This is a genomic window from Rossellomorea sp. NRS-1567, from assembly GCF_050467885.1.
In the GTDB taxonomy this organism is placed as follows: Bacteria; Bacillota; Bacilli; order Bacillales; family Bacillaceae_B; genus Rossellomorea; species Rossellomorea aquimaris_C.
In genome coordinates this window covers 99,193-121,251 of sequence record NZ_JBITPL010000010.1, presented here as the reverse complement: position 1 = coordinate 121,251, position 22,059 = coordinate 99,193, and the positions used below count along the sequence as shown (strand labels likewise).

At 45.8% G+C, this 22,059-nt stretch carries 24 protein-coding genes and 1 riboswitch; all 24 genes read left to right on the top strand.

The features are described from left to right. Positions 1-79 precede the first annotated feature (79 nt). Positions 80-184: riboswitch (SAM riboswitch) on the top strand. Between the two features lie 119 nt (positions 185-303). Beyond that, on the top strand, positions 304-1,329 hold the full coding sequence (locus ACIFOD_RS06265) for a methionine ABC transporter ATP-binding protein (protein ID WP_430313945.1): 1,026 nt from the start codon (positions 304-306) through the stop codon (positions 1,327-1,329). Next, positions 1,319-1,981 carry a methionine ABC transporter permease gene (locus tag ACIFOD_RS06260; RefSeq protein WP_430313944.1) on the top strand — a complete coding sequence of 221 codons (663 nt, stop codon included), beginning with the start codon at positions 1,319-1,321 and terminating at the stop codon, positions 1,979-1,981. The genes ACIFOD_RS06265 and ACIFOD_RS06260 overlap by 11 nt, the downstream gene beginning before the upstream one ends. An 11-nt stretch (positions 1,982-1,992) precedes the next feature. Next, entirely contained in the window at positions 1,993-2,829 is an 837-nt protein-coding gene (locus ACIFOD_RS06255; RefSeq protein WP_430313943.1) for a MetQ/NlpA family ABC transporter substrate-binding protein, read from the top strand. A 12-nt stretch (positions 2,830-2,841) separates the two neighbouring features. Beyond that, positions 2,842-4,038: a M20 family metallopeptidase gene (locus tag ACIFOD_RS06250; protein ID WP_430313942.1), complete on the top strand. Its 1,197-nt coding sequence runs from the start codon at positions 2,842-2,844 to the stop codon at positions 4,036-4,038. Positions 4,039-4,417: 379 nt separating this feature from the next. Then, complete coding sequence (locus ACIFOD_RS06245) at positions 4,418-5,380, top strand: helix-turn-helix transcriptional regulator (protein ID WP_430313941.1); 963 nt, start codon at positions 4,418-4,420, stop codon at positions 5,378-5,380. 75 nt (positions 5,381-5,455) lie between these two features. Further along, entirely contained in the window at positions 5,456-6,088 is a 633-nt protein-coding gene (locus ACIFOD_RS06240) for a type 1 glutamine amidotransferase family protein (protein ID WP_430313940.1), read from the top strand. 264 nt (positions 6,089-6,352) lie between these two features. Beyond that, positions 6,353-6,712, top strand: a complete 360-nt coding sequence (locus ACIFOD_RS06235; RefSeq protein ID WP_430313939.1) for a hydrogenase maturation nickel metallochaperone HypA — start codon at positions 6,353-6,355, stop codon at positions 6,710-6,712. Then, positions 6,709-7,368: a hydrogenase nickel incorporation protein HypB gene (hypB, locus tag ACIFOD_RS06230; RefSeq protein WP_430313938.1), complete on the top strand. Its 660-nt coding sequence runs from the start codon at positions 6,709-6,711 to the stop codon at positions 7,366-7,368. Before ACIFOD_RS06235 ends, hypB begins: the two co-directional genes overlap by 4 nt. Then, positions 7,353-9,644, top strand: coding sequence for a carbamoyltransferase HypF (gene hypF, locus ACIFOD_RS06225; RefSeq protein ID WP_430313937.1), 2,292 nt, complete (start codon positions 7,353-7,355; stop codon positions 9,642-9,644). Before hypB ends, hypF begins: the two co-directional genes overlap by 16 nt. 25 nt (positions 9,645-9,669) lie before the next feature. After that, positions 9,670-9,921: a HypC/HybG/HupF family hydrogenase formation chaperone gene (locus ACIFOD_RS06220; RefSeq protein ID WP_430314036.1), complete on the top strand. Its 252-nt coding sequence runs from the start codon at positions 9,670-9,672 to the stop codon at positions 9,919-9,921. After that, the gene (gene hypD / locus ACIFOD_RS06215; protein ID WP_430313936.1) at positions 9,878-10,984 is read left to right on the top strand and encodes a hydrogenase formation protein HypD; all 1,107 of its coding nucleotides are present in this window, start codon (positions 9,878-9,880) and stop codon (positions 10,982-10,984) included. Before ACIFOD_RS06220 ends, hypD begins: the two co-directional genes overlap by 44 nt. Positions 10,985-10,989: 5 nt before the next feature. After that, on the top strand, positions 10,990-11,997 hold the full coding sequence (hypE, locus tag ACIFOD_RS06210; RefSeq protein ID WP_430313935.1) for a hydrogenase expression/formation protein HypE: 1,008 nt from the start codon (positions 10,990-10,992) through the stop codon (positions 11,995-11,997). A gap of 39 nt (positions 11,998-12,036) precedes the next feature. Further along, complete coding sequence (locus ACIFOD_RS06205; protein WP_430313934.1) at positions 12,037-12,552, top strand: cytochrome b5 domain-containing protein; 516 nt, start codon at positions 12,037-12,039, stop codon at positions 12,550-12,552. Then, complete coding sequence (locus ACIFOD_RS06200) at positions 12,552-13,472, top strand: hydrogenase small subunit (protein ID WP_430313933.1); 921 nt, start codon at positions 12,552-12,554, stop codon at positions 13,470-13,472. Before ACIFOD_RS06205 ends, ACIFOD_RS06200 begins: the two co-directional genes overlap by 1 nt. After that, positions 13,450-14,856 (top strand): nickel-dependent hydrogenase large subunit, encoded by a 1,407-nt coding sequence (locus ACIFOD_RS06195; protein WP_430313932.1) that lies wholly within the window; start codon positions 13,450-13,452, stop codon positions 14,854-14,856. The genes ACIFOD_RS06200 and ACIFOD_RS06195 overlap by 23 nt, the downstream gene beginning before the upstream one ends. Next, positions 14,856-15,317, top strand: coding sequence for a hydrogenase maturation protease (locus tag ACIFOD_RS06190; RefSeq protein ID WP_430313931.1), 462 nt, complete (start codon positions 14,856-14,858; stop codon positions 15,315-15,317). The genes ACIFOD_RS06195 and ACIFOD_RS06190 overlap by 1 nt, the downstream gene beginning before the upstream one ends. Positions 15,318-15,390: 73 nt before the next feature. Then, the gene (locus tag ACIFOD_RS06185; protein ID WP_430313930.1) at positions 15,391-15,867 is read left to right on the top strand and encodes a DUF5661 family protein; all 477 of its coding nucleotides are present in this window, start codon (positions 15,391-15,393) and stop codon (positions 15,865-15,867) included. Between the two features lie 221 nt (positions 15,868-16,088). After that, positions 16,089-17,069, top strand: a complete 981-nt coding sequence (locus tag ACIFOD_RS06180; RefSeq protein ID WP_430314035.1) for a LacI family DNA-binding transcriptional regulator — start codon at positions 16,089-16,091, stop codon at positions 17,067-17,069. Positions 17,070-17,075: 6 nt separating this feature from the next. Further along, the gene (gene rbsK / locus ACIFOD_RS06175; RefSeq protein ID WP_430313929.1) at positions 17,076-17,966 is read left to right on the top strand and encodes a ribokinase; all 891 of its coding nucleotides are present in this window, start codon (positions 17,076-17,078) and stop codon (positions 17,964-17,966) included. After that, positions 17,963-18,349: a D-ribose pyranase gene (gene rbsD, locus ACIFOD_RS06170; protein ID WP_430313928.1), complete on the top strand. Its 387-nt coding sequence runs from the start codon at positions 17,963-17,965 to the stop codon at positions 18,347-18,349. The genes rbsK and rbsD overlap by 4 nt, the downstream gene beginning before the upstream one ends. A gap of 18 nt (positions 18,350-18,367) precedes the next feature. After that, positions 18,368-19,858, top strand: a complete 1,491-nt coding sequence (locus tag ACIFOD_RS06165; RefSeq protein ID WP_430313927.1) for a sugar ABC transporter ATP-binding protein — start codon at positions 18,368-18,370, stop codon at positions 19,856-19,858. Next, positions 19,851-20,804 (top strand): ribose ABC transporter permease RbsC, encoded by a 954-nt coding sequence (rbsC, locus tag ACIFOD_RS06160; protein ID WP_430313926.1) that lies wholly within the window; start codon positions 19,851-19,853, stop codon positions 20,802-20,804. The genes ACIFOD_RS06165 and rbsC overlap by 8 nt, the downstream gene beginning before the upstream one ends. 10 nt (positions 20,805-20,814) lie before the next feature. Next, positions 20,815-21,753, top strand: a complete 939-nt coding sequence (gene rbsB, locus ACIFOD_RS06155) for a ribose ABC transporter substrate-binding protein RbsB (RefSeq protein ID WP_430313925.1) — start codon at positions 20,815-20,817, stop codon at positions 21,751-21,753. Positions 21,754-21,843: 90 nt separating this feature from the next. Next, entirely contained in the window at positions 21,844-21,990 is a 147-nt protein-coding gene (locus tag ACIFOD_RS06150; protein ID WP_430313924.1) for a hypothetical protein, read from the top strand. Positions 21,991-22,059: the final 69 nt, after the last annotated feature.

Sequence of the window (22,059 nt, the reverse complement as noted above, 5' to 3'; positions counted from 1 at the left end):
ATTGACAAACCAATTAGATTCCTTTACCATAACCCTAATGCTTAAACGCATTATAACTTTAACTTAATAAAGCAATATCTTCTTATCCAGAGAGGTGGAGGGACTGGCCCTGCGATACCTCGGCAACGGGTTCTTATGAATACCGTGCCAATTCCATCAAGTCATATGACTTGAAAGATGAGAAGAGTGGACATATACATATTTGTGCCTCTCTTCTTATGAAGGGAGGCACTTTTTATTTTCAGCCATGTCCTTCAAACACAGGCTTCAAGAAGAATACATAGCGAAAGGAGCAAGTCCTGTATGATCAGAGTTCAGAATGTTACGAAAGTATTCGAGACGAAGGATGGCCCATTCACCGCTTTGAAGAATGTTTCCTTCGAAGTGAAGAGGGGAGAGATTTATGGTGTGATCGGATTCAGCGGAGCGGGAAAAAGCACGCTTGTCCGCTGTCTCAACTTTTTAGAGAAACCATCATCGGGTGATATTTTCATAGAGGGGCGCAGCCTGAAAGATCAGTCGGCAATCGATCTGAGGAAAGAGCGGCACCGCATCGGGATGATTTTTCAGCATTTCAATCTGTTTCAATCCCGGACGGTGGCAGGGAATATCGCCTATCCTCTGAAACTTGCAAAATGGCCAAAAGAAAAGATCAGCGAGAGAGTAAAGGAGCTGCTCGTGTTTGTCGGACTTGAAGATAAAGCGAAGCATTATCCGGATCAACTGTCAGGAGGGCAGAAGCAAAGGGTGGGGATAGCAAGAGCCCTGGCGACATCGCCTTCGATTCTGCTTTGCGATGAAGCAACATCCGCACTTGATCCTCAGACGACGGAATCGATTCTGAACTTATTAAAGAGAATCAACGCTGAGTATGGCATTACGATTGTGATGATCACTCACGAAATGGGGGTCATCCGGGAAATCTGTGATAAGGTCGCTGTCATGGAAAATGGAGAAATCGTTGAAGAGGGAAGCGTCTTCGATATCTTCTCCAACCCGCAGACCCCGACGACGAAAAATTTTGTGAAGAGTGTCATGAATGATCAGCTGCCGGCATCGGTTCTCGACAAATTGAATGACAGCAAAGAAGGGCGCATCTGCCGCCTCATTTTCAAGGGGGATTCGACGGGCACGCCGATCCTTTCCGAAACGGCAAAGAAATTCGATGCCCACATCAATGTGTTATTCGGCCAGATCACGGAACTCCAGGGTAAGCCGTTCGGGAATCTCATCGTACAGATTATTGGCAGCAAGAATGAAACGGAAGAGATCTTGGATTATTGGAAGAACAGATTATTCGTAAGCGAGGTGGAGAAGCGTGCAAGTTAACTGGGAATTATTCTGGCCAAAGATTATAGAAGCGACATGGGATACCTTGGCGATGGTGTCATTCTCCCTCCTGTTTGCAACGTTGATTGGGCTTCCCCTCGGCATCATCGTCGTGGTTACGCGGAAGGGGCACTTACTTGAAAATAAAATCGTCTTTTCCACATTGAGCAGCATCGTCAACGTATTCCGTTCGATCCCGTTCATCATCTTGATGGTGGCCATCATCCCCTTTACAAGATTGGTAGTGGGCACATCGATCGGAACGGCGGCAGCGGTCGTGCCGCTTGTCGTATTTGCGGCACCGTATATTGCAAGACTGATAGAGAGCTCGCTCCTTGAAGTGGAACCGGGTGTCATTGAAGCGGCGGATTCCATGGGGGCCGGGCCGTGGCAGATCATCTTCGGGATACTCATTCCGGAAGCATTGAGTACATTGGTCCTGAATATTACGATTGCGACCATCGGCCTTGTCGGTGCATCGGCCATGGCCGGGGCAGTCGGAGGCGGTGGCCTCGGGGATCTGGCCATTGCTTACGGATATCAGCGATTTGAAACATCCGTCATGATCGTGACTGTCATCATTTTAATCGTGATGGTGCAGGGACTGCAGACAGCAGGGAATACATTATCAAAAATCATTAGGAGACGTTAGGAGAGAGGAATATGAAAAAATCAATCAGCCTGGCAAGTATCGCCATTCTATTAATCACCCTTATCTTGAGCGGCTGCTCGGGAGACAGTGCATCCGGCTCAGGTGAAAAAGAAGTCGTTAAAGTCGGAGTGAATGGATCTGGGGTGCCGATTTGGGAGTATATGAAGGAGAAAGCAGCGAAGGAAGGGATTGAAATCGAGATTGTGGAGTTTGCCGATTACGTGAGACCGAACCAGGCGCTGGCCGATGGGGATATCGACCTGAACGCCTTCCAGACGATTTCGTATTTTGATTCTTTCGTTGAAGAACATAATCTGGATCTTGTACCGATCGGCACGACGATCATCGCGCCGATGGGAATCTATTCGGAAACATATAAATCGGTAGAAGACTTACCGAAAGGCAGTAAAGTAGCCGTTCCTCAAGAGGCGACGAACCTTGGCCGTGCCCTTCTCCTACTGGAGGAAGCAGGTTTGATCGAACTGAAAGAAGGATTTGATCAGTCACAGGGTCTCGAAGCTATAAAAGAAAACCCGAAAAACCTTGAATTCACACCGGTCGTCGCTGCCCAGACACCGAGGGTACTGCCAGATGTTGTGGCATCGATCATCAATAATGGTGTGGCTGTTGAAGCAGGGTTCGTACCGGTTGATGACAGCATCTATATCGAAGGAGCGGAATCCAAGCCGTTCATCAATATCATCGCAGCCCAGGAAAAAGAGAAAGACAATAAGACCTATAAAAAGATTGTGGAGCTCTATCAGGAAGATGACGTAGCAGAACATATCAAGAAAACATACAAAGATTCCCTGATCCCGACATTCGTGCCGGTCAGTGAATTGCATTAGGAGGGAAAAGAGATGAGTCAACCAGCAGCGATTGCCGATCGTAAAAACAACATCCTCTCGGCAGTGGATCAACTGGCTGTGAAACTCGTGTCGACCAGCCATCAGATCCACGACAATCCTGAAATCGGTAACGAAGAGTTCTTTGCTTCAGAGACCTTGACCACCCTCCTTGCATCCAATGGGTTCTCCATTGAACGGGGAGTGGCGGGTCATGAGACTTCCTTTGTGGCACGCAAACATTCAGGGAAAGAAGGGCCGGTCATCGGCTACCTGGCTGAATATGACGCACTGCCTGGACTCGGTCACGCCTGCGGTCACAATATCATCGGGACGGCAAGCTGCGGGGCGGCCATCGCCCTGTCGTCCGTACTCGATGAAACAGGAGGGGAAGTGGTGGTGTTCGGGACTCCTGCCGAGGAAGGCGGTCCGAACGGAAGTGCGAAGGGCAGTTTTGTAAAGGCAGGCTTGTTCGAAGGAGTGGATGCATGCATGATGGTTCATCCGTTCAACAGGACAACGCAGACAGGGAAAACCCTTGCAGTGGACCCCCTTGATTTCGAATTTAAAGGAAGGTCTGCCCATGCGGCAGCTTCCCCTGAAGATGGCATCAATGCCCTCGACGGTGTGATCCAGCTGTTCAACGGCATTAACGCCCTTCGCCAGCACGTGACCGATGATGTACGGATCCACGGCATCATCACCCACGGCGGGGACGCGCCCAACATCGTCCCTGACTATGCAAAAGCCCGCTTCTATATACTCGCTGCAACCAGGGAAGCATGCAATGAAGTCACGAAGAAAGTGAAAGCGATCGCTGAGGGATCGGCACTTGTCACGGGGACGAAACTGAATGTCATCAAAATCCAAAATGAAGTCGATCACTTTCAGCTCAACCGCCATTTCGATAAAGTATTCCAGCGCTCCATCGAGTCACTAGGGGAATACTTCGACGATACGGAACGAAAGGGACTCGGCTCCTCCGATGCCGGAAACGTAAGCCGGGTGGTCCCGACCGTCCACCCCTACATCAAAATCGGCCCCGAAGCCCTCGTCGTCCACACGAACGAATTCAGGGAAGCGGCTAAATCCACCGAGGGGGACCGTGCACTTGTGATTGGGGCAAAGGCACTTGCGCTTACGGGGTATGAACTGCTGACGGATAAGCAGCTTTTAGAGGGAATATGGAAAGAGTTCGGTTCAAGCAAATAAGGATGAAAAGACAGTCAAATTAGGGCTGTCTTTTTTTGTGTGAGAGCTTGCCCTTTATAGGAGAATCGGTAACAGTATAATAAGCGGAGGTTTTCCGCTTATGAATAGAAAATCACCTATTTTTGTATTTTTTGGAATAAATAGGCGTAATATTTCCGTCTATTTCAGTCATTTTTACTATTAAATTACTAATTAAGCGGAATTTTTCCGTCTATTTAACAGAACTTAAAAATCCGGTACATAAGTATCCAAAGCTTGGGTTATAATTTCAAAGATATATATAATGCTTATTCCACAAAAGGGGGATTGCTCAATATTACCATATTTGAAATAATTGGTATTGTAAGAGAGTTTTTATTATATATAGAGGTGGAATCATATGCCCAAAATTGACAATATGTTAGCAATTCTATGGATGCTTCGTTCAGGTGAAAAAGTTACTGCAAAACAAATTTCAGAGAAGTTAGAGATGAATATAAGGACTGTGTATCGTTATATTGATACTATTTCAACAAGTGGCGTACCTATCATTTCAGAACCAGGACATAACGGTGGATACTCTTTATTGAACCATTTTATTGAGGCTCCTCTTTTTTTTGATGTTGAGGAGCAAACTTCACTATTTCACGCGGCTGTTTTTGCAGAAGAAGCCGGATATTATGGAGGTGAAGCACTCAATAGGGCCATTTCAAAACTAAGTAAACACTCAAATCAAGAGCAGGAAACAAAGATAAACCAACATGTAACGAGTCTTGAAGTCATAAGTCGATTACGTTCATTCTCTATGGAACCTTTTTTGAAGGAGTTGGAGCAGGCCGTAGCTGAAGGGTACTCAGTAAACATTCTTTACCATAGAAGTGGCGAAAAGCCATTAAGTGAAAGATTGGTAGATCCGTACAGAATGATCTATTGGAATAATAAGTGGTATGTGATTGGATTTTGTCATGTTAGAAATGATATCCGTAGTTTTAGAGTAGATCGAATGGAAAGTCTCATGCTAACCCAAAATACGTTTAACCGGCCAGAAAATTTTTCAGCACGTGACTTTTTTATAAAAAACCTTCTTCCAACTATAGAAGATAAGGAAGGGATTATTCCTTTGGTTCTTAATGGGGATAAAAGTGTATTGGATGATATTTGCCAACATTGGTTTTTAGGACATTATTTACAAGAACGGACTTCAAATCAAGCCGTTTTTCTTCTTGAAAAAGATATGATCCATACATATGTACCTTATTTACTTTTACCGTACAACAAATCGATTAAAGTGATTGAGCCAATAAGTCTCAAGAAAAGACTGATTGAAGTTCTGTCGGAATTAATAGAATTTCATCAAGTATGATCACTTCCCTGACGCTAACTGTCAGGGAAGTTTTATTATAATGACTATATCAAATGTGATTAGGAGTGTGATTGGATGCAAACAAAAAAAGCTTTTCTATATGTTTTTGATACAATGTCGGACTGGGAATATGGATATTTAATGGCTGAACTAAACTCAGGCCGATATTTTAAAAAAGATTTAGCACCTTTAAAAGTAATGACAGTAGGAGCTAATAAAGAAATGATTACGACTATGGGAGGACTGAGCATAAAACCAGATATTTCCCTTGATGAATGTACTCTTGAGAGTAAAGATCTTTTAATCTTACCAGGAGGGACTACTTGGAGTGAAGAAATTCATCAACCGATCTTGGAAAGAATTGGCCAAGCTTTAGAGCTAGGCACGATTGTGGCTGCCATTTGTGGTGCAATTGAGGCCCTTGCGAATATGGGATACTTAGATACTAGAAAGCATACAAGTAATAACTTGGAATATACTAAAATGGTATGTCCTAACTATAAAGGAGAAAAGTTCTATGAGTTGGAATCTGCGGTATCCCATGCGAATTTAGTTACTGCATCAGGAATAGCTCCTCTGGAATTTGCAATGGAGGTACTGAAAAAAATAGATGTGTTTACACCAGATGCATTACATTCATGGTATAACCTGAATAAGACTCATAAACCCGAATACTTCTTTCAATTAATGAATTCAATAAATACATGAAGGTACTGAAAAGCTCAATTTCTCTATTTAGATTTGTAGAGAGATTCATTGCCCATCCATGAGGGGCACTATCCTAACATAACAGTTCCAAAGCCTTTCATCCGCTTTTCTGAGCCGATGAAAGGCATTTTTGCGTGATTCGAACAGTAGTATTCATGATCTCCTTAGCTTCTACCTTCACTTATACTAGCTCAAGTGCGGAATGGTCCAAGCTGTTCTTTTTAATGGAGACGAGCATAGATATGAAAGTGAGAGGTGTTAAGGATGCATGAGATGTCGCTTATGTCTGAGATTATTAAAATAGTTTCTGAAGATGCCAACGTAAATGGGATCCGGAAAGTGTCCAAAATAAATGTGATTGTTGGTGATTTATCCAATGTACTGCCTGATGCACTGGAGTTGGCGTTTTTCCATTTTCAGAAACAGGGTTTGGGCATTCTTGATGAAACGACGACATTAGAAATGATACGTGAAGTGGCAAAAGCAAGATGCCAAACGTGTTTGCTGGAGTTTACACCTGATTATAGAGTGGCGCTCTGTCAAAAGTGCGGGCTGCCTGATTGTTTACTTGTTTCAGGTGAAACTTTCCGGGTTGAATCATATGAAGGAAGTGATGAATGGTGAAAATCGAGCTACAGGAAGATGTATTGAAAGATCAAAACGTGGCTGCTGCATTTAATAGAGAACTATTCAAAAAAAACCATACGCTTGTCATTAACGTAATGAGCTCTCCAGGAGCGGGTAAAACGACTTTACTGGAAGAAACGATCAAGGCCTTAAGGAATGAGTTCCGTATGGCTGTGGTCGAAGGTGATCTTGCAACGGAAATGGATGCGGAAAGAATACGTTCACTGGGAGTCAAAACGGTTCAGATCAATACGGTGGGAGGATGTCACCTTGATGCCAGGATGATTGCTAAAACGCTTCCGGATTTCGACCTGGATTCGATCGACATTCTCTTTATTGAAAACATCGGGAATTTGGTTTGCCCCTCTGGATATGATTTGGGACAAGATTATAAAGTGGTGGTTTTAAGTGTCCCTGAAGGAAACGATAAAATACCCAAATATCCAGTCATGTTTAGACGTACCGATTTAACGATCGTGAATAAAATCGACATCCTGCCGTATGTATCTTTCAATATAGAAGAAGCCATTAGGAATTTAAAAGAAATAAACCCTCAAGCCCAGTTAAAAGCATTATCCGCTAAAACGGGTGAAGGGATGGAAGAATGGATCAATTGGTTAAAGGATGCGTATCGTCAATGTACCAAGCCATAAAAGTAGTCGTGAAAGGAAAGGTGCAGGGAGTCGGTTTTCGCCCCTTCATCTATCAGCTTTCAAAAAAATATCATCTCAATGGAACGGTCCAAAATAACCTGAATGGGGTCATCATCCTGGCTGAAGGAGAGGAAGGACAATTAGGGGATATGGTGGACGAAATCAAAAATCATCCGCCGAAATTGGCGAAAATCAGTGAGATAAACATTCATCCCATTCCCCTTGCCCATTATAAAGAATTTACGATTATTCCCAGCCGGGAAAATGGGAGGGCTATTCCGTGGATCCCTGCGGATGCGGGGATTTGCGAGCAATGTTTTGAGGAAATGATGGACCCCAGTAATCGGCGTTATCACTATCCATTTATTAATTGCACTCAGTGCGGTCCACGCTATACAATTATCAATCGTCTTCCATATGATCGCCCGCATACGACTATGAAGGACTTCCCTATGTGTCATGACTGCCTAGTGGAGTATGAAGATCCACTGAATCGGCGGCACCATGCCCAGCCTATTTGTTGTCCGGACTGTGGACCAACCGTAACACTTCATGCCCAAAGTGGGGAAGCTTTGGCTGAAAATCAATCAGCCATCACCCAGACGATCGATTTGATCAAACAAGGAAATATTGTGGCCATTAAAGGAATCGGCGGCTTCCATCTGGCTTGTGATGCGTATCAAGAAAGGGCTGTTGACCGGTTAAGACTGCAAAAAAAACGGCCGCAGAAACCTTTGGCGGTCATGGTCAAGTCGTTAGAGGCGGCAAGGGATCTTTGTCATATCTCCAGGAGCGAAGAAGATTTCCTGATGAGCCCTGAAATGCCCATTGTTATTTTGAAAAGTAAAAGAGGGGACGGCTTACCACCCAATATTTCCCCAGGTTTGTCGACGCTCGGGGTGATGCTGCCCTATACTCCTTTGCATCATCTTCTGTTTGAAGATCATAGGTTGGATTGTATCGTGATGACGAGTGCCAATCCATCCGGCCATCCCATTTTATATAAAGATGCCGATTTAAAACATGTGCGAAACATATGTGATTATACCTTAACTCATAATCGTAAGATAGATTTTCCCATTGATGATTCGGTTGTTCAGTGTGACGGAGAACATCCAATGTTTGTACGGCGTGCAAGAGGATTCGTTCCTGAGCCGCTTAAGACAAAATCGGATGTGGATCGTATGATTGCGTTAGGGGGAAATCAAAAGAATACATTCTCCGTCGGGAGCGGGGATACCATTGTCATGAGTCCTCATGTGGGTGATTTAGAAAATGAAGAAATGATCGCCTCATTTGAAAAACAGCTTCATCATTATAAAGAATTTCTAGGGGTTAAAGAAGTGAAGGTGGCTGTCGACAAGCACCCGCAATACGCATCCACTTCCATTGCAAAAAAACTCAAGGGTAAAACCATATCCGTTCAACACCACCATGCACATCATGTATCTTGCATGGAGGATAACGGTCTGAACGAACCATGTATGGGAATCATCTTAGATGGTACCGGATACGGGGAAGACGGGAATATCTGGGGATTTGAATTCTTATATGGAGACGCACAATCATATGAACGACTGGCTCACTTGAAATACACTCCTCTTCCAGGCGGGGGAAAATCCGTCAAAGAACCGTGGAGGAATGCAGTGGGAATGCTGCTTTATTACTGGCCGGAAAATGGAAAAGAAGTATGTATGAAACTTTTTCCCGAGAGAGAAAAGGAAATAAACATTATGGAACAAATGATTGTTCATCAGATCAATACGCCGATGGCTGGAACCTGTGGCCGCTTATTTGATGCCGTTAGTGCCATTCTCGGTATATGTCCGATTTCCACGTATGAAGGGGAGGCGGCGATCAAATTATCTGATTATATGAATGGAAGCAAACTTGGATGCACATGGGAAACGTATCCCTTCAACATAATTAGAAACAGCTCAAATCAGTTGCAACTTGACTTATCCCCTATGATCTATGAAATTATCCAAAACAAATTCCAGCAACCCATTACAGCCATCGCTCATAAATTCCATGCCACTTTGGTGTCTTGCTGTATACAGATGGTGTTAGAACTATTCAAGGATAGACCGGAATTAAATAGAACGGTCGTACTGTCGGGAGGATCGTTCCAAAATGTTTTTCTGGCAAGGGAGATCCGGGAAGGCCTCCAAAAAGAGGGATTTGACGTCTACACCCATAGAAGCGTCCCTTGTCACGATGGGGGCTTATCATTAGGTCAGATCATCATTGCTGCTCATACGCTTGCAGGAAGATAAAAGAAAATGAAGGTGGCGAATGGATTTGTGCTTGGGAGTACCGGCTAAAGTCATTGAAATGGAAGGGCAGGAAGCCCTGGTGGATGTAATGGGTTCGAGGATGTTTGTAGGGACTTTTTTTGTTCCGGACGTGAGGGTCGGTGATTATGTATTACTTCATGCAGGGCAGGCCCTTACCGTAGTGGATGAGAAATATGCCGAAGAAAGTATAGAAGAATGGAGGAATGTGTTAGATGGGAAGCATGGACCTTTTTTCGGATCCGGTCTTGACTCGTAATTCAGTTGGAGCCGTCATTGATTTAGCAAAGAAATTTAAAGAAGAAAAAGGCCGGATTCCAGTATTCATGGAGGTATGCGGTTCGCATACGATGGCACTTGCCAAAACAGGAATAAAAGCGAGATTGAAAGATTATGTACAGCTGATTGCCGGGCCGGGATGTCCCGTATGTGTCACAGATCAAAAGTCGATCGATGCCATGATTCAATTATCAGAAGAACGGGGCACCATTCTTTGTACATTCGGCGACATGATGCGTGTACCAGGCTCTACGTCTACCTTAATGAAAGCAAAAACGGCCGGAAAGGATATCCGAGTTGTATACTCTCCATTGGACAGCGTGAAAATAGCAGAGGAAAATCCCGACAAGGAAGTCATTTTCTTAGGAATTGGATTTGAAACGACCATTCCCATTCTCGTTCTTGCCGTTCGCGAAGCAGCAAGAAAGGATGTAAATAATTTTTCGATCTGGATGACGACCAAATTGGTGGAGCCTGTTTTAAGAGCACTTCTTCATTCGGGCGAAGTGAAGCTTGACGGATTTCTCTTGCCTGGTCATGTCTCCGTTGTGATTGGAGAGCACAGCTACCGTTATTTAGCGGAAGAATTTTCTGTTTCGGGTGTCATTACCGGCTTTGAACCCGTTCAATTGCTCAGCGGGATTTATAAACTGCTGCAGTACCAGTTGGAAAAAAAGGTTAAAATCATCAATGATTATACATATGTTGTAAGAGATAAAGGAAATGTCGTTGCCCAAAGTTTACTGGAAGAATATTTAGAACCTCATGACGAGGCATGGAGAGGGATTGGTACAATTCCCAAAAGCGGATTGGTTCTTAAAGAGAAATATGCGCAATACGATGCCAAAAAGAAGTTTAAGATTTCGGTAGGGGAGCCGAGAGTAACCAAATGCCGATGTGGTGAAATCGTCCGCGGATTAATCACCCCTGAAGAGTGTGTGCTGTTCAACAAAGGGTGCACTCCCACTCATCCTATCGGTCCTTGTATGGTTTCAACAGAAGGAACCTGTGCAGCGCATTATCAATTCATGAGGGAGGTGTAGCTTCCATGCAGCGAATCAGTCTGGCTCACGGAGAAGGCGGCGAATTAACACATAGACTGATACAGGATGTCTTTATCCGATCATTTGGACACTCAGAGCAAACCCGGTTTGATTCTGCGATTCTTGACATCCCTGCACATACCATCGCTGTCACAACGGATAGCTATGTAGTCAAACCCCTGATTTTTCCAGGTGGGAATATCGGGAAACTGGCTATAACAGGAACAGTGAACGATCTGGCTGTTAGCGGGGCTGTTCCTCATGTGATAACTGCGGGTTTTATTCTTGAAGAAGGGTTCCCGATAAAAAGTCTAAAAGAAATCGTCAACACGATGGCGGGGGAAGCAGAGAGAGCCGGAGTGAACATTATTGCGGGTGATACAAAAGTAGTCGAAAAGGGTAGTGTGGATGGCCTGTTCATTAACACGACGGGGATCGGTGTGATGCAAGCACAGCATCCCTTGAAACCTGAAATGGTTCAAAATGGGGATTCCGTCATTATCAGCGGTACCATAGGGGATCATGGGGTTGCAATCCTGAGTGCACGTCAGGAGCTTGGGCTACTCACCGATGTCAGGAGCGATTGTGCCTCATTGAACCACCTGATCCATGAACTCCTGGGAGAAGTCAAAGGCATTCGGATCATGCGGGATCCGACAAGAGGGGGATTGGCCACAACACTCGTAGAGCTATGTGAAGATTTTCATTTCACCATTGAAATGGATGAAGCTTCTATTCCGGTACGCGCTGATGTTCAAGGTGCATGTGATATTTTAGGCTATGATCCCCTTTATCTCGCAAATGAAGGGAAAGTAGTGATCATCGTGGATTCAAAGGATGAACAAAAGGCCATTGATATTTTGAAGTGTCATGAAACAGGAAGGGATGCAAGGGTGATCGGCCACATTACATCCTGTCCTGTCCAAACCGGGAAACTGCTTTTACGAACGGCTGTAGGCACGACAAGAAGGCTCAATCGCCTGTCAGGTCAGCTTTTGCCCAGAATTTGTTAATCATTTGGATAGGGGAAATGGTCCAAGGGGGAGAACATCATGGAAAGCATCGAAATGATTAGAATGCAGGTAAATCATCTTGTGACCCAGTCCCGGCAGGATCTCTATACGTTATCAACATTGAGTGATCCTTCCCGGAAAGCGCAAATCCTACAGCGGTTATGGGATGCACTCTCTACGATTCATTTTTTAAGTGAATGGCTGGCGAATCAAGCGAAAAACAGCCATCATACAGTACCTTCACAACCATCTGGTCCAGTACCTTCAGGAAATGTAAATCAGTCACAAAATCCTTCCGTTCCTTCTTTACCCACTCAGTCCAATCAACGAACCTTTACAATGGAAGAATTATCCACATTCACCGGAAAAAATGGGAGCCCGGCTTATGTTGCGGTCAATGGCATTGTGTATGATATGACAACTAATCGGGCTTGGGCTGCTGCTTCCCACTTTGGCTTGACGGCAGGCAAAGAGTATACGCAGGAATTTGCTTCCTGCCATGCCGGGCAACAATCGATCTTAGCTACATTACCCATTGCAGGGAGGCTGGTTTAATGGAAGAACAAATATTGCCGCCGGAGTCTTTAACAAATGAAGCCATTGCAGAAAGGTTAACAAGTACGGCACTGAAGAGCCTCGAAAGAAAGATGATCAAGAAAAAAAACCTCATTTACTTAGAGTTAAATGGTTGTTCAGGTAATATCATTTCCTTATTGAACGGTCAGAATCCGGACTTTGAGTACACGCTGAATTCAATGGTTGATCTTCGTTATTGCAATAGTTTAATGGCCTCAGAAGGAGAGCAGGCAATTAAAAAACTAATGGAGGCGATGGATGAAGAGTATATTTTAGCGGTTGAAGGAGCTGTGGCGTTAAAAAACAATGGATTATACAATATCATCGGCAGCTGGCAAGGAAAGCCTCTTACAGGTCTTCAAGCAGCTAAGATGCTCGGGGAAAAGGCATCCTATATTTTAGCAGTGGGGGCTTGTGCCACACATGGCGGGGTGTCAGCAGCAAAGCCGAATCCATCCGAATCTGTAGGGCTACAGAAGGTCCTGCCTGACAAAACCATGATTAAACTTCCAGGATGCCCTGTCCATCCAGATTGGTTCCTGGGGACATTGGCACATCTTTTACTATATGGAGTGCCGGAAACAGACAGTTTAGACCGGCCTTTAATGTTTTATAGCACGCTCATCCATGACCGCTGTCCCAGAAGGCCGTTTTTTGACCGGGGGATATTCGCCGAAAAATTAGGGGATAAAACATGTTTATTTAAGCTTGGATGCCGGGGCCCCGTGACGAGAGTGGATTGTCCGACAAGGCAATGGAACGGTCATGTGAATTGGCCGATAGGAGATAACACGCCATGCATCGGCTGTGCCCAGTTTGGTTTTCCGGATGCCATGGCTCCGTTCATTAGCTATGACACGACAAGGGTGGTAAAGGATGAAGAAAAGGATCGTAATTAATCCGTTGACACGAATTAGCGGCTTTATGGAAATTGATGTAGTGGTCGACCAGAATCAAGTCGTCGATGTCAAAACAAAAGGAAATTTATTCAGGGGTTTTGAGCAAATGTTAGTAGGAAGAAGTCCGTTTGATGCGGTTTATTTTACTCAGCGAATATGCGGCATTTGTTCTGCAGCCCACTCAATGGCTTCATCCCTAGCTTTAGAAGATGCTTTGAACATTGAACCAATGGAACAAGGGAGATATTTACGGGATATCATTCATTGCTGTGAGTTTTTACAAAATCATATCCGCCATTTCTATCAATATACCGTTCCTGACTATGTAAAGATTGAACAAAACTCTCTTTTTCAGGCGGACCATGACGATTTTCGATTACCCAAGAACATCAATGACCGTATCTCGCAGCATTACTTTGATTCTCTTACGTTCAGTCGTCTGGCTCACGAAATGTTGGCCGTACTGGGCGGAAAAGCCCCCCATAATCACGGTGTATTTATTGGAGGGATCACGACACAGGCAACAGCCGAGAAGGTTGCTCACATTGATTCTATTTTGGAGAAGATCATCCGTTTCATTGATGAGAAGATGATCCCGGATGTCTATGATATTGCCCACTTTTATCCAGACTATTATCGATTGGGTGGAGGGTATGGCAATCTATTAACCTACGGAGCTTTTAACGATTATAAAGATCTAGGGACATTATATGTGGACCCGCTTGTATCTACCATGGAAACGGTTGAGCCATTTGATGAAAATAAAATTAAAGAAAAAATAGATTATTCCTATTATCAATCAACTAATAACAGCACTCAGCCAGCTGAAGCATTGACCGAGCCGGATATGGACAAAGAAAAAGCTTATTCCTGGGTAAAGGCAGCAAGATATGCCGGTCTCCCCTTTGAGGTCGGACCGTTGGCAAGATTAATCCTGAGTGGAGCTTATACCAACGGGATCTCGGCAATGGATCGGACGATTGCCAGAGCATTGGAGGCAAAGAAGATCACGGAAATCATGAAAACATTACTTCAGCAACTCATTCCAGGAGTAGATGTGCAGAAAAAATATGAACTTCCGGAGTCGGCATCCGGGAGAGGACTGGTGGATACGACAAGAGGGGCCCTGGGCCATTGGTTAAAGATCCAGGATAAGAAACTCTCTTTCTATCAAATCATCACTCCTTCCACATGGGATTTCTCGACCAAGGATGATAATGGCTTTAGAGGTACCGCTGAAGAAGCCTTAGTCGGTACACCGATTCAGGATGTGGATAACCCTGCAGAGATCGGCAGAATTCTTCGTTCCTTTGATCCGTGTATGTCCTGCGCCACTCATGTCTATAGACCAGGAAAACAAGTGAAAACGATAAAGGTGTTTTAATGGAAAAAATAATTGTTTTAGGTATTGGCAATCAATTAATGATGGATGATGGAATCGGCATTTATCTGGTTGAGGAGCTATCCAAACTGAATCATGCACCTCATATATCTTTTTTGATTGGAGAATCAGATATTGATTACTGCATGGATCAAATAAAGAAAGCCACCTTTGTCATCATTGTGGATGCGGTACTTTCAGGGAACAAACCCGGGGAGCTTACCGTTTATCCACTTGACAATTTGCATGAATATCAAACGTTAGACATATCGGCGCATAACTTTCACTTGTTTCAATCATTGTATCAACAGAGGGAATCAATCAAGGGGTATCTTATAGGAGTGGAGCCTTACGAGATCAGATTTCATATTGGATTAAGCAACTCGTTAAAAGAAAGATGGAAAACGATTTTAGAAGAAGCATCAGCCACCATTGACAGGCTGATTACCAAGAATGAAGTATGACTATACGTTAATATGATTAGAAGAACATTCCCAGAGTGCAGGCATATCATGGTTTTGTATATAGGTGAAGGGAATGAAAAAAATGTACAATGTTTCCGGTATGTACCCATATCAAAATCAATATCAATATCATAATGATATCAATCCAGCCATGCATAACTATGTAAGTCAGCCTGCTCACAGGGGATATACTCCTCCCAACCATCCATTTGGTGCTAGGTCAGGTGCAACTTTGGAAGAAACAAATATGTTCAGACCCCCTGCCCCTCAGTCAAACACTTTCAAAACAAGCTATTCTAAAGAGGAAGCAGCAGCCATAGCATTACTTTTAGGTATTGATTTTACCAAGAGTAAATTTAATTTAACTGAGTTTTGGATGGGAGTAAATACTGAACTGGAACACGGGAGAAAATACAACCTAACAAATGTTACAGGGGATGACCCAATCACTACTGGAAAAATTGCGATGGCTCATTTAAACGAATTTCCTGATTATTATAGAAGGTTGAAAGTGCTTGAAGATGAGGCAAAAGCATATTGGGAAAAATAAAATTCCAAGTAGGTGGGGACGTTCCCCACGCTACTTGGAATTTTGTGTTGAAGAGCATGGAACGTGAATGATGGCTTAAGTTCATCTTTCAGCCTAATGGGGTCAGATCCTCGCACGGTGAAACTTCTATACTAAAAAGGTTGCAAGCGGTTACAAACATGTGTTATTTTATGTGTAACCGGTTACACAATAACCAACCAAACGAACAGGAAGTGACGGACGTGGCAACAATCAAGGATGTGGCGAGTGAAGCGGGGGTGTCGGTGGCGACGGTCTCCCGGGTGCTCAATGATAACGGCTATGTAGGAGCCGAGACGAGGAAAAAAGTGATGAAGGCGATCGAGAAGCTGAATTACAGTCCGAACGAGGTAGCCCGCTCCCTATTCAAGCGGGAATCGAGGTTGATCGGCCTGCTGCTTCCGGATATCACGAACCCGTACTTCCCGCAGCTGGCGAGAGGGGTCGAGGATGAAGTGAGCGAGGCAGGTTTCAGGCTTCTCCTTGGAAACAGCGATGAGAACATCCAGAAGGAGCTGGATTATATCCAGACCTTCGTTCAGAACAATGTTGTCGGCATGATTTCTGCGACCAATCATGTGGAGCATGATCAGCTGTATAGTGAATTGAATCTCCCACTCGTCCTCCTTGACCGGACCACGGACAACTATCCGGCTGTCTATGCCGACGGCCGCAAAGGGGGACGCCTGGCGGCAAAGACCTTAGTTGAAAAAGGGGCGAAGCGGATAACCGTCATGAAGGGGCCGGCCCACGTCAAGCCGGCACAGGACCGATTCCGGGGAGCCGTCGAGTACTTAAGCGGGACAGACGTCGATTTCACGGTAATGTCCACGACCTCGTTCTCCTTTGAAGACGCAAAAGGCTGGGCAGAGGAACTGTTCGCTACCTATCCTGATACGGACGGGGTCATCGCAAGCAATGATATCGTCGGGATCGCGATTCTCCATGAGGCTTTAAGGCTCGGGAAGAAGATACCTGAAGACTTGCAGATCATCGGCTACGATGACATCCCCCAGAGCAGCCTTTCCTATCCGGCGCTCTCCACGATCCGGCAGCCTGCTTACGAAATGGGCAGGCAGGCCGCGGTACTCCTGATTAAACTGATAAAAAAAGAAAAAGGCATCGATACAACGGTTCAGCTTCCCGTTGAACTCATACAACGAAACACAACACGAAAGGGATGAAGGAAGATGAAAAAAGCGAAAATTGCCGTGATTGGCAGTTCATCCATGGATCTGGTGGTGACATCAGCGAAACGCCCCGGTGCAGGGGAAACGGTACTCGGCGACAGCTTTGACACCGTACCCGGCGGGAAAGGAGCCAACCAGGCCGTTGCAGCAGCACGGCTTGGGGCTGACGTTTACATGATTGGATGCGTAGGGGATGATCCTTACGGCCAAGACATTTTAGAAAACTTTAAGCGTAACGGTGTTCATACCGACTATGTGGAACCGGTTACAGATGCGAAATCCGGAACCGCCCATATCATCCTCGCTGAAGGAGACAATAGCATTGTCGTCGTAAAAGGGGCAAATGACCATGTGACACCAGAGTACGTCGAGAAAACAGCCGATTTCCTCAAAACATGCGATCTCATCATGATCCAGCAGGAAATCCCGGAGGAAACGGTTGAGTATGTGGCAGACCTGTGTAAAAAGATTGAAGTACCTCTGCTACTAAACCCGGCTCCGGCACGGAAGATCTCACAGAAAGTCATTGATGGGGCCAGCTACCTGACACCGAATGAACATGAAGCAGATGTACTCTTTAACGGAATGAAGCCGTCAGAAGCACTGAAACAATATCCTGACAAAGTCATCATCACGGAAGGAGAAGCCGGAGTTCGCTACCATAATGGAACAGAGGAAATCCTGGTTCCTTCCTTCAAAGTAGAAGTCGTCGATACGACAGGTGCCGGTGATACCTTTAATGCCGCATTCGGGACCGCCATTGCAGAAGGACAATCGATGGAAGAAAGCCTCCGATTCGCGAACCGGGCAGCATCCCTTTCTGTGACCGGATTCGGGGCACAGGGCGGAATGCCGACAAGAGACGAAGTGGAAAGGAAGCTTTCAGAATGAAACGACATGGCATCTTGAACAGTCACATTGCGAAAATATTAGCCGATCTCGGCCACACGGATACGATTGTCGTGGCCGATGCCGGTCTCCCGATTCCGTCGGACGTCGTAAAAATTGACCTGGCATTGAAACCGGGAGAGCCATCCTTCCTTGACGTGGTCGAACTGTTAAAGGAAGAGATGGTCGTCGAAACCGTCACGCTTGCAGAAGAAGTAGAAACCAACGCAGGGGTTCATGAACAGATGACCTCATGGTTTGAAGGGATCCAGTATGTATCCCATGAAGATTTCAAAAAAGAAACCCATAAGGCGAAGGCCATCATACGCACGGGTGAAGTCACACCGTACGCGAATTGTATCCTTCACGCGGGAGTCATTTTTTAAAACAAAGGGGTGAGTAGCATGCAGATCAGCATGAAGAATATCCATAAAGCATTTGGAACGAATCAGGTTCTAGAAGGCGTGGACATCGAGATCGGGGAGGGTGAGATCCATGCCCTGATGGGTGAAAACGGTGCAGGAAAGTCGACCTTGATGAACATCCTGACGGGCCTTCACAAGAAGGATCAGGGGACGATCACCATCGACGGGAAGGACATGACGTTCGATAATCCGAAGCAGGCCGAAGAATTCGGCGTTGCCTTCATCCATCAGGAGCTGAACGTCTGGCCGGAGATGACCGTCCTTGAGAATCTTTTCATCAATAAGGAACCGGTTACACAATTCGGTCTTATCAATACGAGAAAAATGAAAGCGGTTGCGAATGAGCAGTTTAAAAAGCTGAACATTGCCATCCCCCTCACAAAAGAAGCGGGGCAGTGCTCAGTCGGGCAGCAGCAGATGATTGAAATCGCCAAAGCCCTTATGACGGATGCAAAAGTCATCATCATGGACGAGCCGACGGCGGCCTTGACGGACCGGGAAATCGAGACACTCTTCACCGTCATCCTCTCATTAAAAAAAGCCGGCGTTTCGATTGTGTACATCTCCCACCGGATGGAAGAGATCTTCACGATTTGTGACACCATCACGGTCATGCGGGACGGACGCACAGTGGATACGACACCGATCCCAGAGACAAATTTCGATGAGGTCGTGAAGAAAATGGTCGGACGGGAATTGACGGACCGCTTCCCGGCACGGGATCCAAAGCCAGGCGAAACGATGCTTGAAGTACGGAACTTGACGAAGAAGGGACTCTTTGAAAAAGTAAGCTTCGAAGTGCGTTCAGGAGAGATTGTCGGCGTGTCCGGATTGATGGGGGCCGGCCGGACGGAAATCATGCGCACCATCTTCGGACTCGACGGACGCTATGAAGGCGAAATCCTCGTGAACGGGAAACCGGTCACCATTAAAACACCCGATCAGGCAGCGAAACTCGGTCTTGGATTCATCACCGAGGACCGGAAGGATGAAGGACTCGTCCTTGACTTTTCCCTGAAGGATAATATCGCCCTTCCAAGCCTCTACAGCTTCAGGAAGAAAGGCTTGATTAATGATAAAAGCGAACAGGACTTTGTGGAAATGCTTATCAAACGGCTGACGATCAAAACTGAATCAGCCCGGACTCACGCAAAGAACCTGTCCGGCGGGAACCAGCAGAAAGTGGTCATCGCCAAATGGATCGGTATCGGTCCGAAAGTGCTGATCTTGGATGAACCGACGAGAGGAGTCGATATCGGAGCGAAACGGGAAATCTATCAACTGATGAACGAGCTCACCGACCGGGGCGTCGCAATTGTGATGGTATCATCCGAGCTTCCAGAAGTACTCGGGATGAGCGACCGCATCCTCGTCGTCCATGAAGGGACCATCGCAGGAGAGATTTCAAAGGAAGAAGCTACACAGGAAAAAATCATGACATTGGCGACAGGAGGTCACGCACATGAATAACGCACTTAAAACGAATCACGTCGGAAATCTGATGCAAAAGCTCGGTCCACTTCTCGGACTGTTTGTGCTGATTGCGACCGTATCCATCATCAACCCTAGTTTTCTAGAACCCTTGAACTTATTGAATCTATTACGACAGGTCGCGATCAACGCCCTGATTGCCTACGGGATGACCTTCGTCATTTTAACCGGAGGAATCGATTTATCCGTCGGCTCCATCCTCGCCTTATCCAGTGCCCTCATGGCAGGGATGATGGTATCGGGAATCGACCCGATCCTTGCGATCCTGATCGGATGCCTACTTGGAGCGTTAATGGGAATGGTCAACGGACTACTCATCACAAAAGGAAAAATGGCGCCGTTCATCGCGACACTCGCAACGATGACCATGTTCCGCGGGTTGACGCTAGTGTACACAGACGGAAACCCGATCACGGGACTCGGCGACAGCTATGCATTCCAACTGTTTGGAAGAGGATACTTCCTAGGAATCCCGGTACCGGCCGTCACAATGATCCTGACGTTCGCCATCCTTTGGGTGATCCTGCATAAAACCCCGTTTGGCCGAAAAACGTATGCCATCGGTGGGAATGAAAAAGCAGCCCTCATCTCAGGGATCAAAGTACCACGCATCAAAGTGATGATCTACTCCCTGGCAGGCCTACTGGCAGCACTTGCAGGAGCGATCCTGACGTCACGCCTGAATTCAGCCCAGCCGACAGCGGGTACATCCTATGAACTCGATGCTATCGCCGCCGTCGTCCTAGGCGGGACAAGCCTGTCAGGCGGACGCGGACTGATCGTCGGAACACTGATCGGTGCACTCATCATCGGAACGTTAAACAACGGTCTGAACCTGCTCGGCGTTTCATCCTTCTTCCAAATGGTCGTAAAGGGTGTCGTCATCATCATTGCGGTTCTCATCGACCGAAAGAAAGCAGCGTAGGAGGGATACTATGAAAAAAGCATTGTTACTACTAATCAGTCTATCACTCCTATTCCTGGGCGCCTGCTCCCTGCAGCCGCCGGAATGGGCAAAGCCAAATAAAAGCTCGAACCCTGAAGACATCAAAATCGGACTATCCGTTTCAACCCTGAATAACCCATTCTTCGTCTCCATGAAAAACGGCGTAGAAGACGAAGCGAAGAAACAAGGCATGGAAGTCGTCGTCGTCGATGCCCAGAACGACGCCGCCAAGCAGATCAATGACGTAGAAGACCTCATCCAGCAGGGCGTCAACGTCTTACTCATCAACCCGACGGACTCAGCGGCCATCTCAACAGCCGTCCAATCCGCCAATAGCCTGGGCATTCCCGTCGTCACCCTTGACCGTTCAGCGGAAAAAGGAGACGTCGCAACACTCGTAAGCTCGGATAACGAAAAGGGCGGCGAAATGGCCGGAGAATACCTCGTCAAACAGCTGGGTGAAGGAGCAAAAGTAGCTGAACTTGAAGGTGTCCCAGGAGCATCCGCCACTCGTGAGCGGGGAGCCGGGTTCCACAACATCGCTGATGAAAAGCTTGATGTCGTGGCCAAGCAGACTGCAAACTTTGACCGTACCGAAGGATTGAATACCATGGAAAACCTGATTCAGGGGAATCCAGATATCAAAGCGGTGTTCGCTCATAACGATGAAATGGCATTGGGAGCACTGCAAGCGATCCAGAGCTCGGGCCGTGATGTATTAGTCGTTGGATTTGATGGAAATGAAGATGCGATGACTAGCATTCAAAATGGTAATCTTTCTGCGACTGTTGCTCAGCAGCCTGAGAAAATTGGTCAGCTGGCCGTTCAGGCTGGGGCAGATGTGTTGCAGGGTAAGAAAGTGAAGAAGAAAATTCCGGTGCCTTTGAAGTTGGTGACGGAGGAGAATATAGAAGACTCTTCAGAATAAATCATGGTGGTAAACCTCATTCGTGCAATTGTACGAATGAGGTTTTATCGTTTGGTGATAAAAGTAGTGGAGAAAAGAATATAGCTTTTCTTGCTTGCGTTTGCTCCAAATGAGTTGGGGGTCGTCCTGTTTTCAGATAACTATTGGATGGAGAATGTAAAAAAGGGATTTGATAATTCTGGGATTGACCGGCTTAATGATAAAAAAATCGGGGTTGTACCAACCATCAAGATTTAAACAAAACTTCATTTTACCTCGCAATAAAATAGGTTGTCAACATCGAATTTGTATTTTTCTTGAAAAAAT

Coding starts and splice junctions, on each gene's coding strand:
- hypD (WP_430313936.1), top strand. CDS start 9,878: ATGGGAAGCATGGACCTTTTTTCGGATCCGGTCTTGACTCGTAATTCA.
- hypE (WP_430313935.1), top strand. CDS start 10,990: ATGCAGCGAATCAGTCTGGCTCACGGAGAAGGCGGCGAATTAACACAT.
- hypF (WP_430313937.1), top strand. CDS start 7,353: ATGTACCAAGCCATAAAAGTAGTCGTGAAAGGAAAGGTGCAGGGAGTC.
- ACIFOD_RS06235 (WP_430313939.1), top strand. CDS start 6,353: ATGCATGAGATGTCGCTTATGTCTGAGATTATTAAAATAGTTTCTGAA.
- ACIFOD_RS06195 (WP_430313932.1), top strand. CDS start 13,450: ATGAAGAAAAGGATCGTAATTAATCCGTTGACACGAATTAGCGGCTTT.
- ACIFOD_RS06265 (WP_430313945.1), top strand. CDS start 304: ATGATCAGAGTTCAGAATGTTACGAAAGTATTCGAGACGAAGGATGGC.
- rbsB (WP_430313925.1), top strand. CDS start 20,815: ATGAAAAAAGCATTGTTACTACTAATCAGTCTATCACTCCTATTCCTG.
- rbsC (WP_430313926.1), top strand. CDS start 19,851: ATGAATAACGCACTTAAAACGAATCACGTCGGAAATCTGATGCAAAAG.
- ACIFOD_RS06200 (WP_430313933.1), top strand. CDS start 12,552: ATGGAAGAACAAATATTGCCGCCGGAGTCTTTAACAAATGAAGCCATT.
- ACIFOD_RS06240 (WP_430313940.1), top strand. CDS start 5,456: ATGCAAACAAAAAAAGCTTTTCTATATGTTTTTGATACAATGTCGGAC.
- ACIFOD_RS06245 (WP_430313941.1), top strand. CDS start 4,418: ATGCCCAAAATTGACAATATGTTAGCAATTCTATGGATGCTTCGTTCA.
- rbsK (WP_430313929.1), top strand. CDS start 17,076: ATGAAAAAAGCGAAAATTGCCGTGATTGGCAGTTCATCCATGGATCTG.
- ACIFOD_RS06165 (WP_430313927.1), top strand. CDS start 18,368: ATGCAGATCAGCATGAAGAATATCCATAAAGCATTTGGAACGAATCAG.
- ACIFOD_RS06190 (WP_430313931.1), top strand. CDS start 14,856: ATGGAAAAAATAATTGTTTTAGGTATTGGCAATCAATTAATGATGGAT.
- ACIFOD_RS06250 (WP_430313942.1), top strand. CDS start 2,842: ATGAGTCAACCAGCAGCGATTGCCGATCGTAAAAACAACATCCTCTCG.
- ACIFOD_RS06205 (WP_430313934.1), top strand. CDS start 12,037: ATGGAAAGCATCGAAATGATTAGAATGCAGGTAAATCATCTTGTGACC.
- ACIFOD_RS06255 (WP_430313943.1), top strand. CDS start 1,993: ATGAAAAAATCAATCAGCCTGGCAAGTATCGCCATTCTATTAATCACC.
- rbsD (WP_430313928.1), top strand. CDS start 17,963: ATGAAACGACATGGCATCTTGAACAGTCACATTGCGAAAATATTAGCC.
- ACIFOD_RS06185 (WP_430313930.1), top strand. CDS start 15,391: ATGAAAAAAATGTACAATGTTTCCGGTATGTACCCATATCAAAATCAA.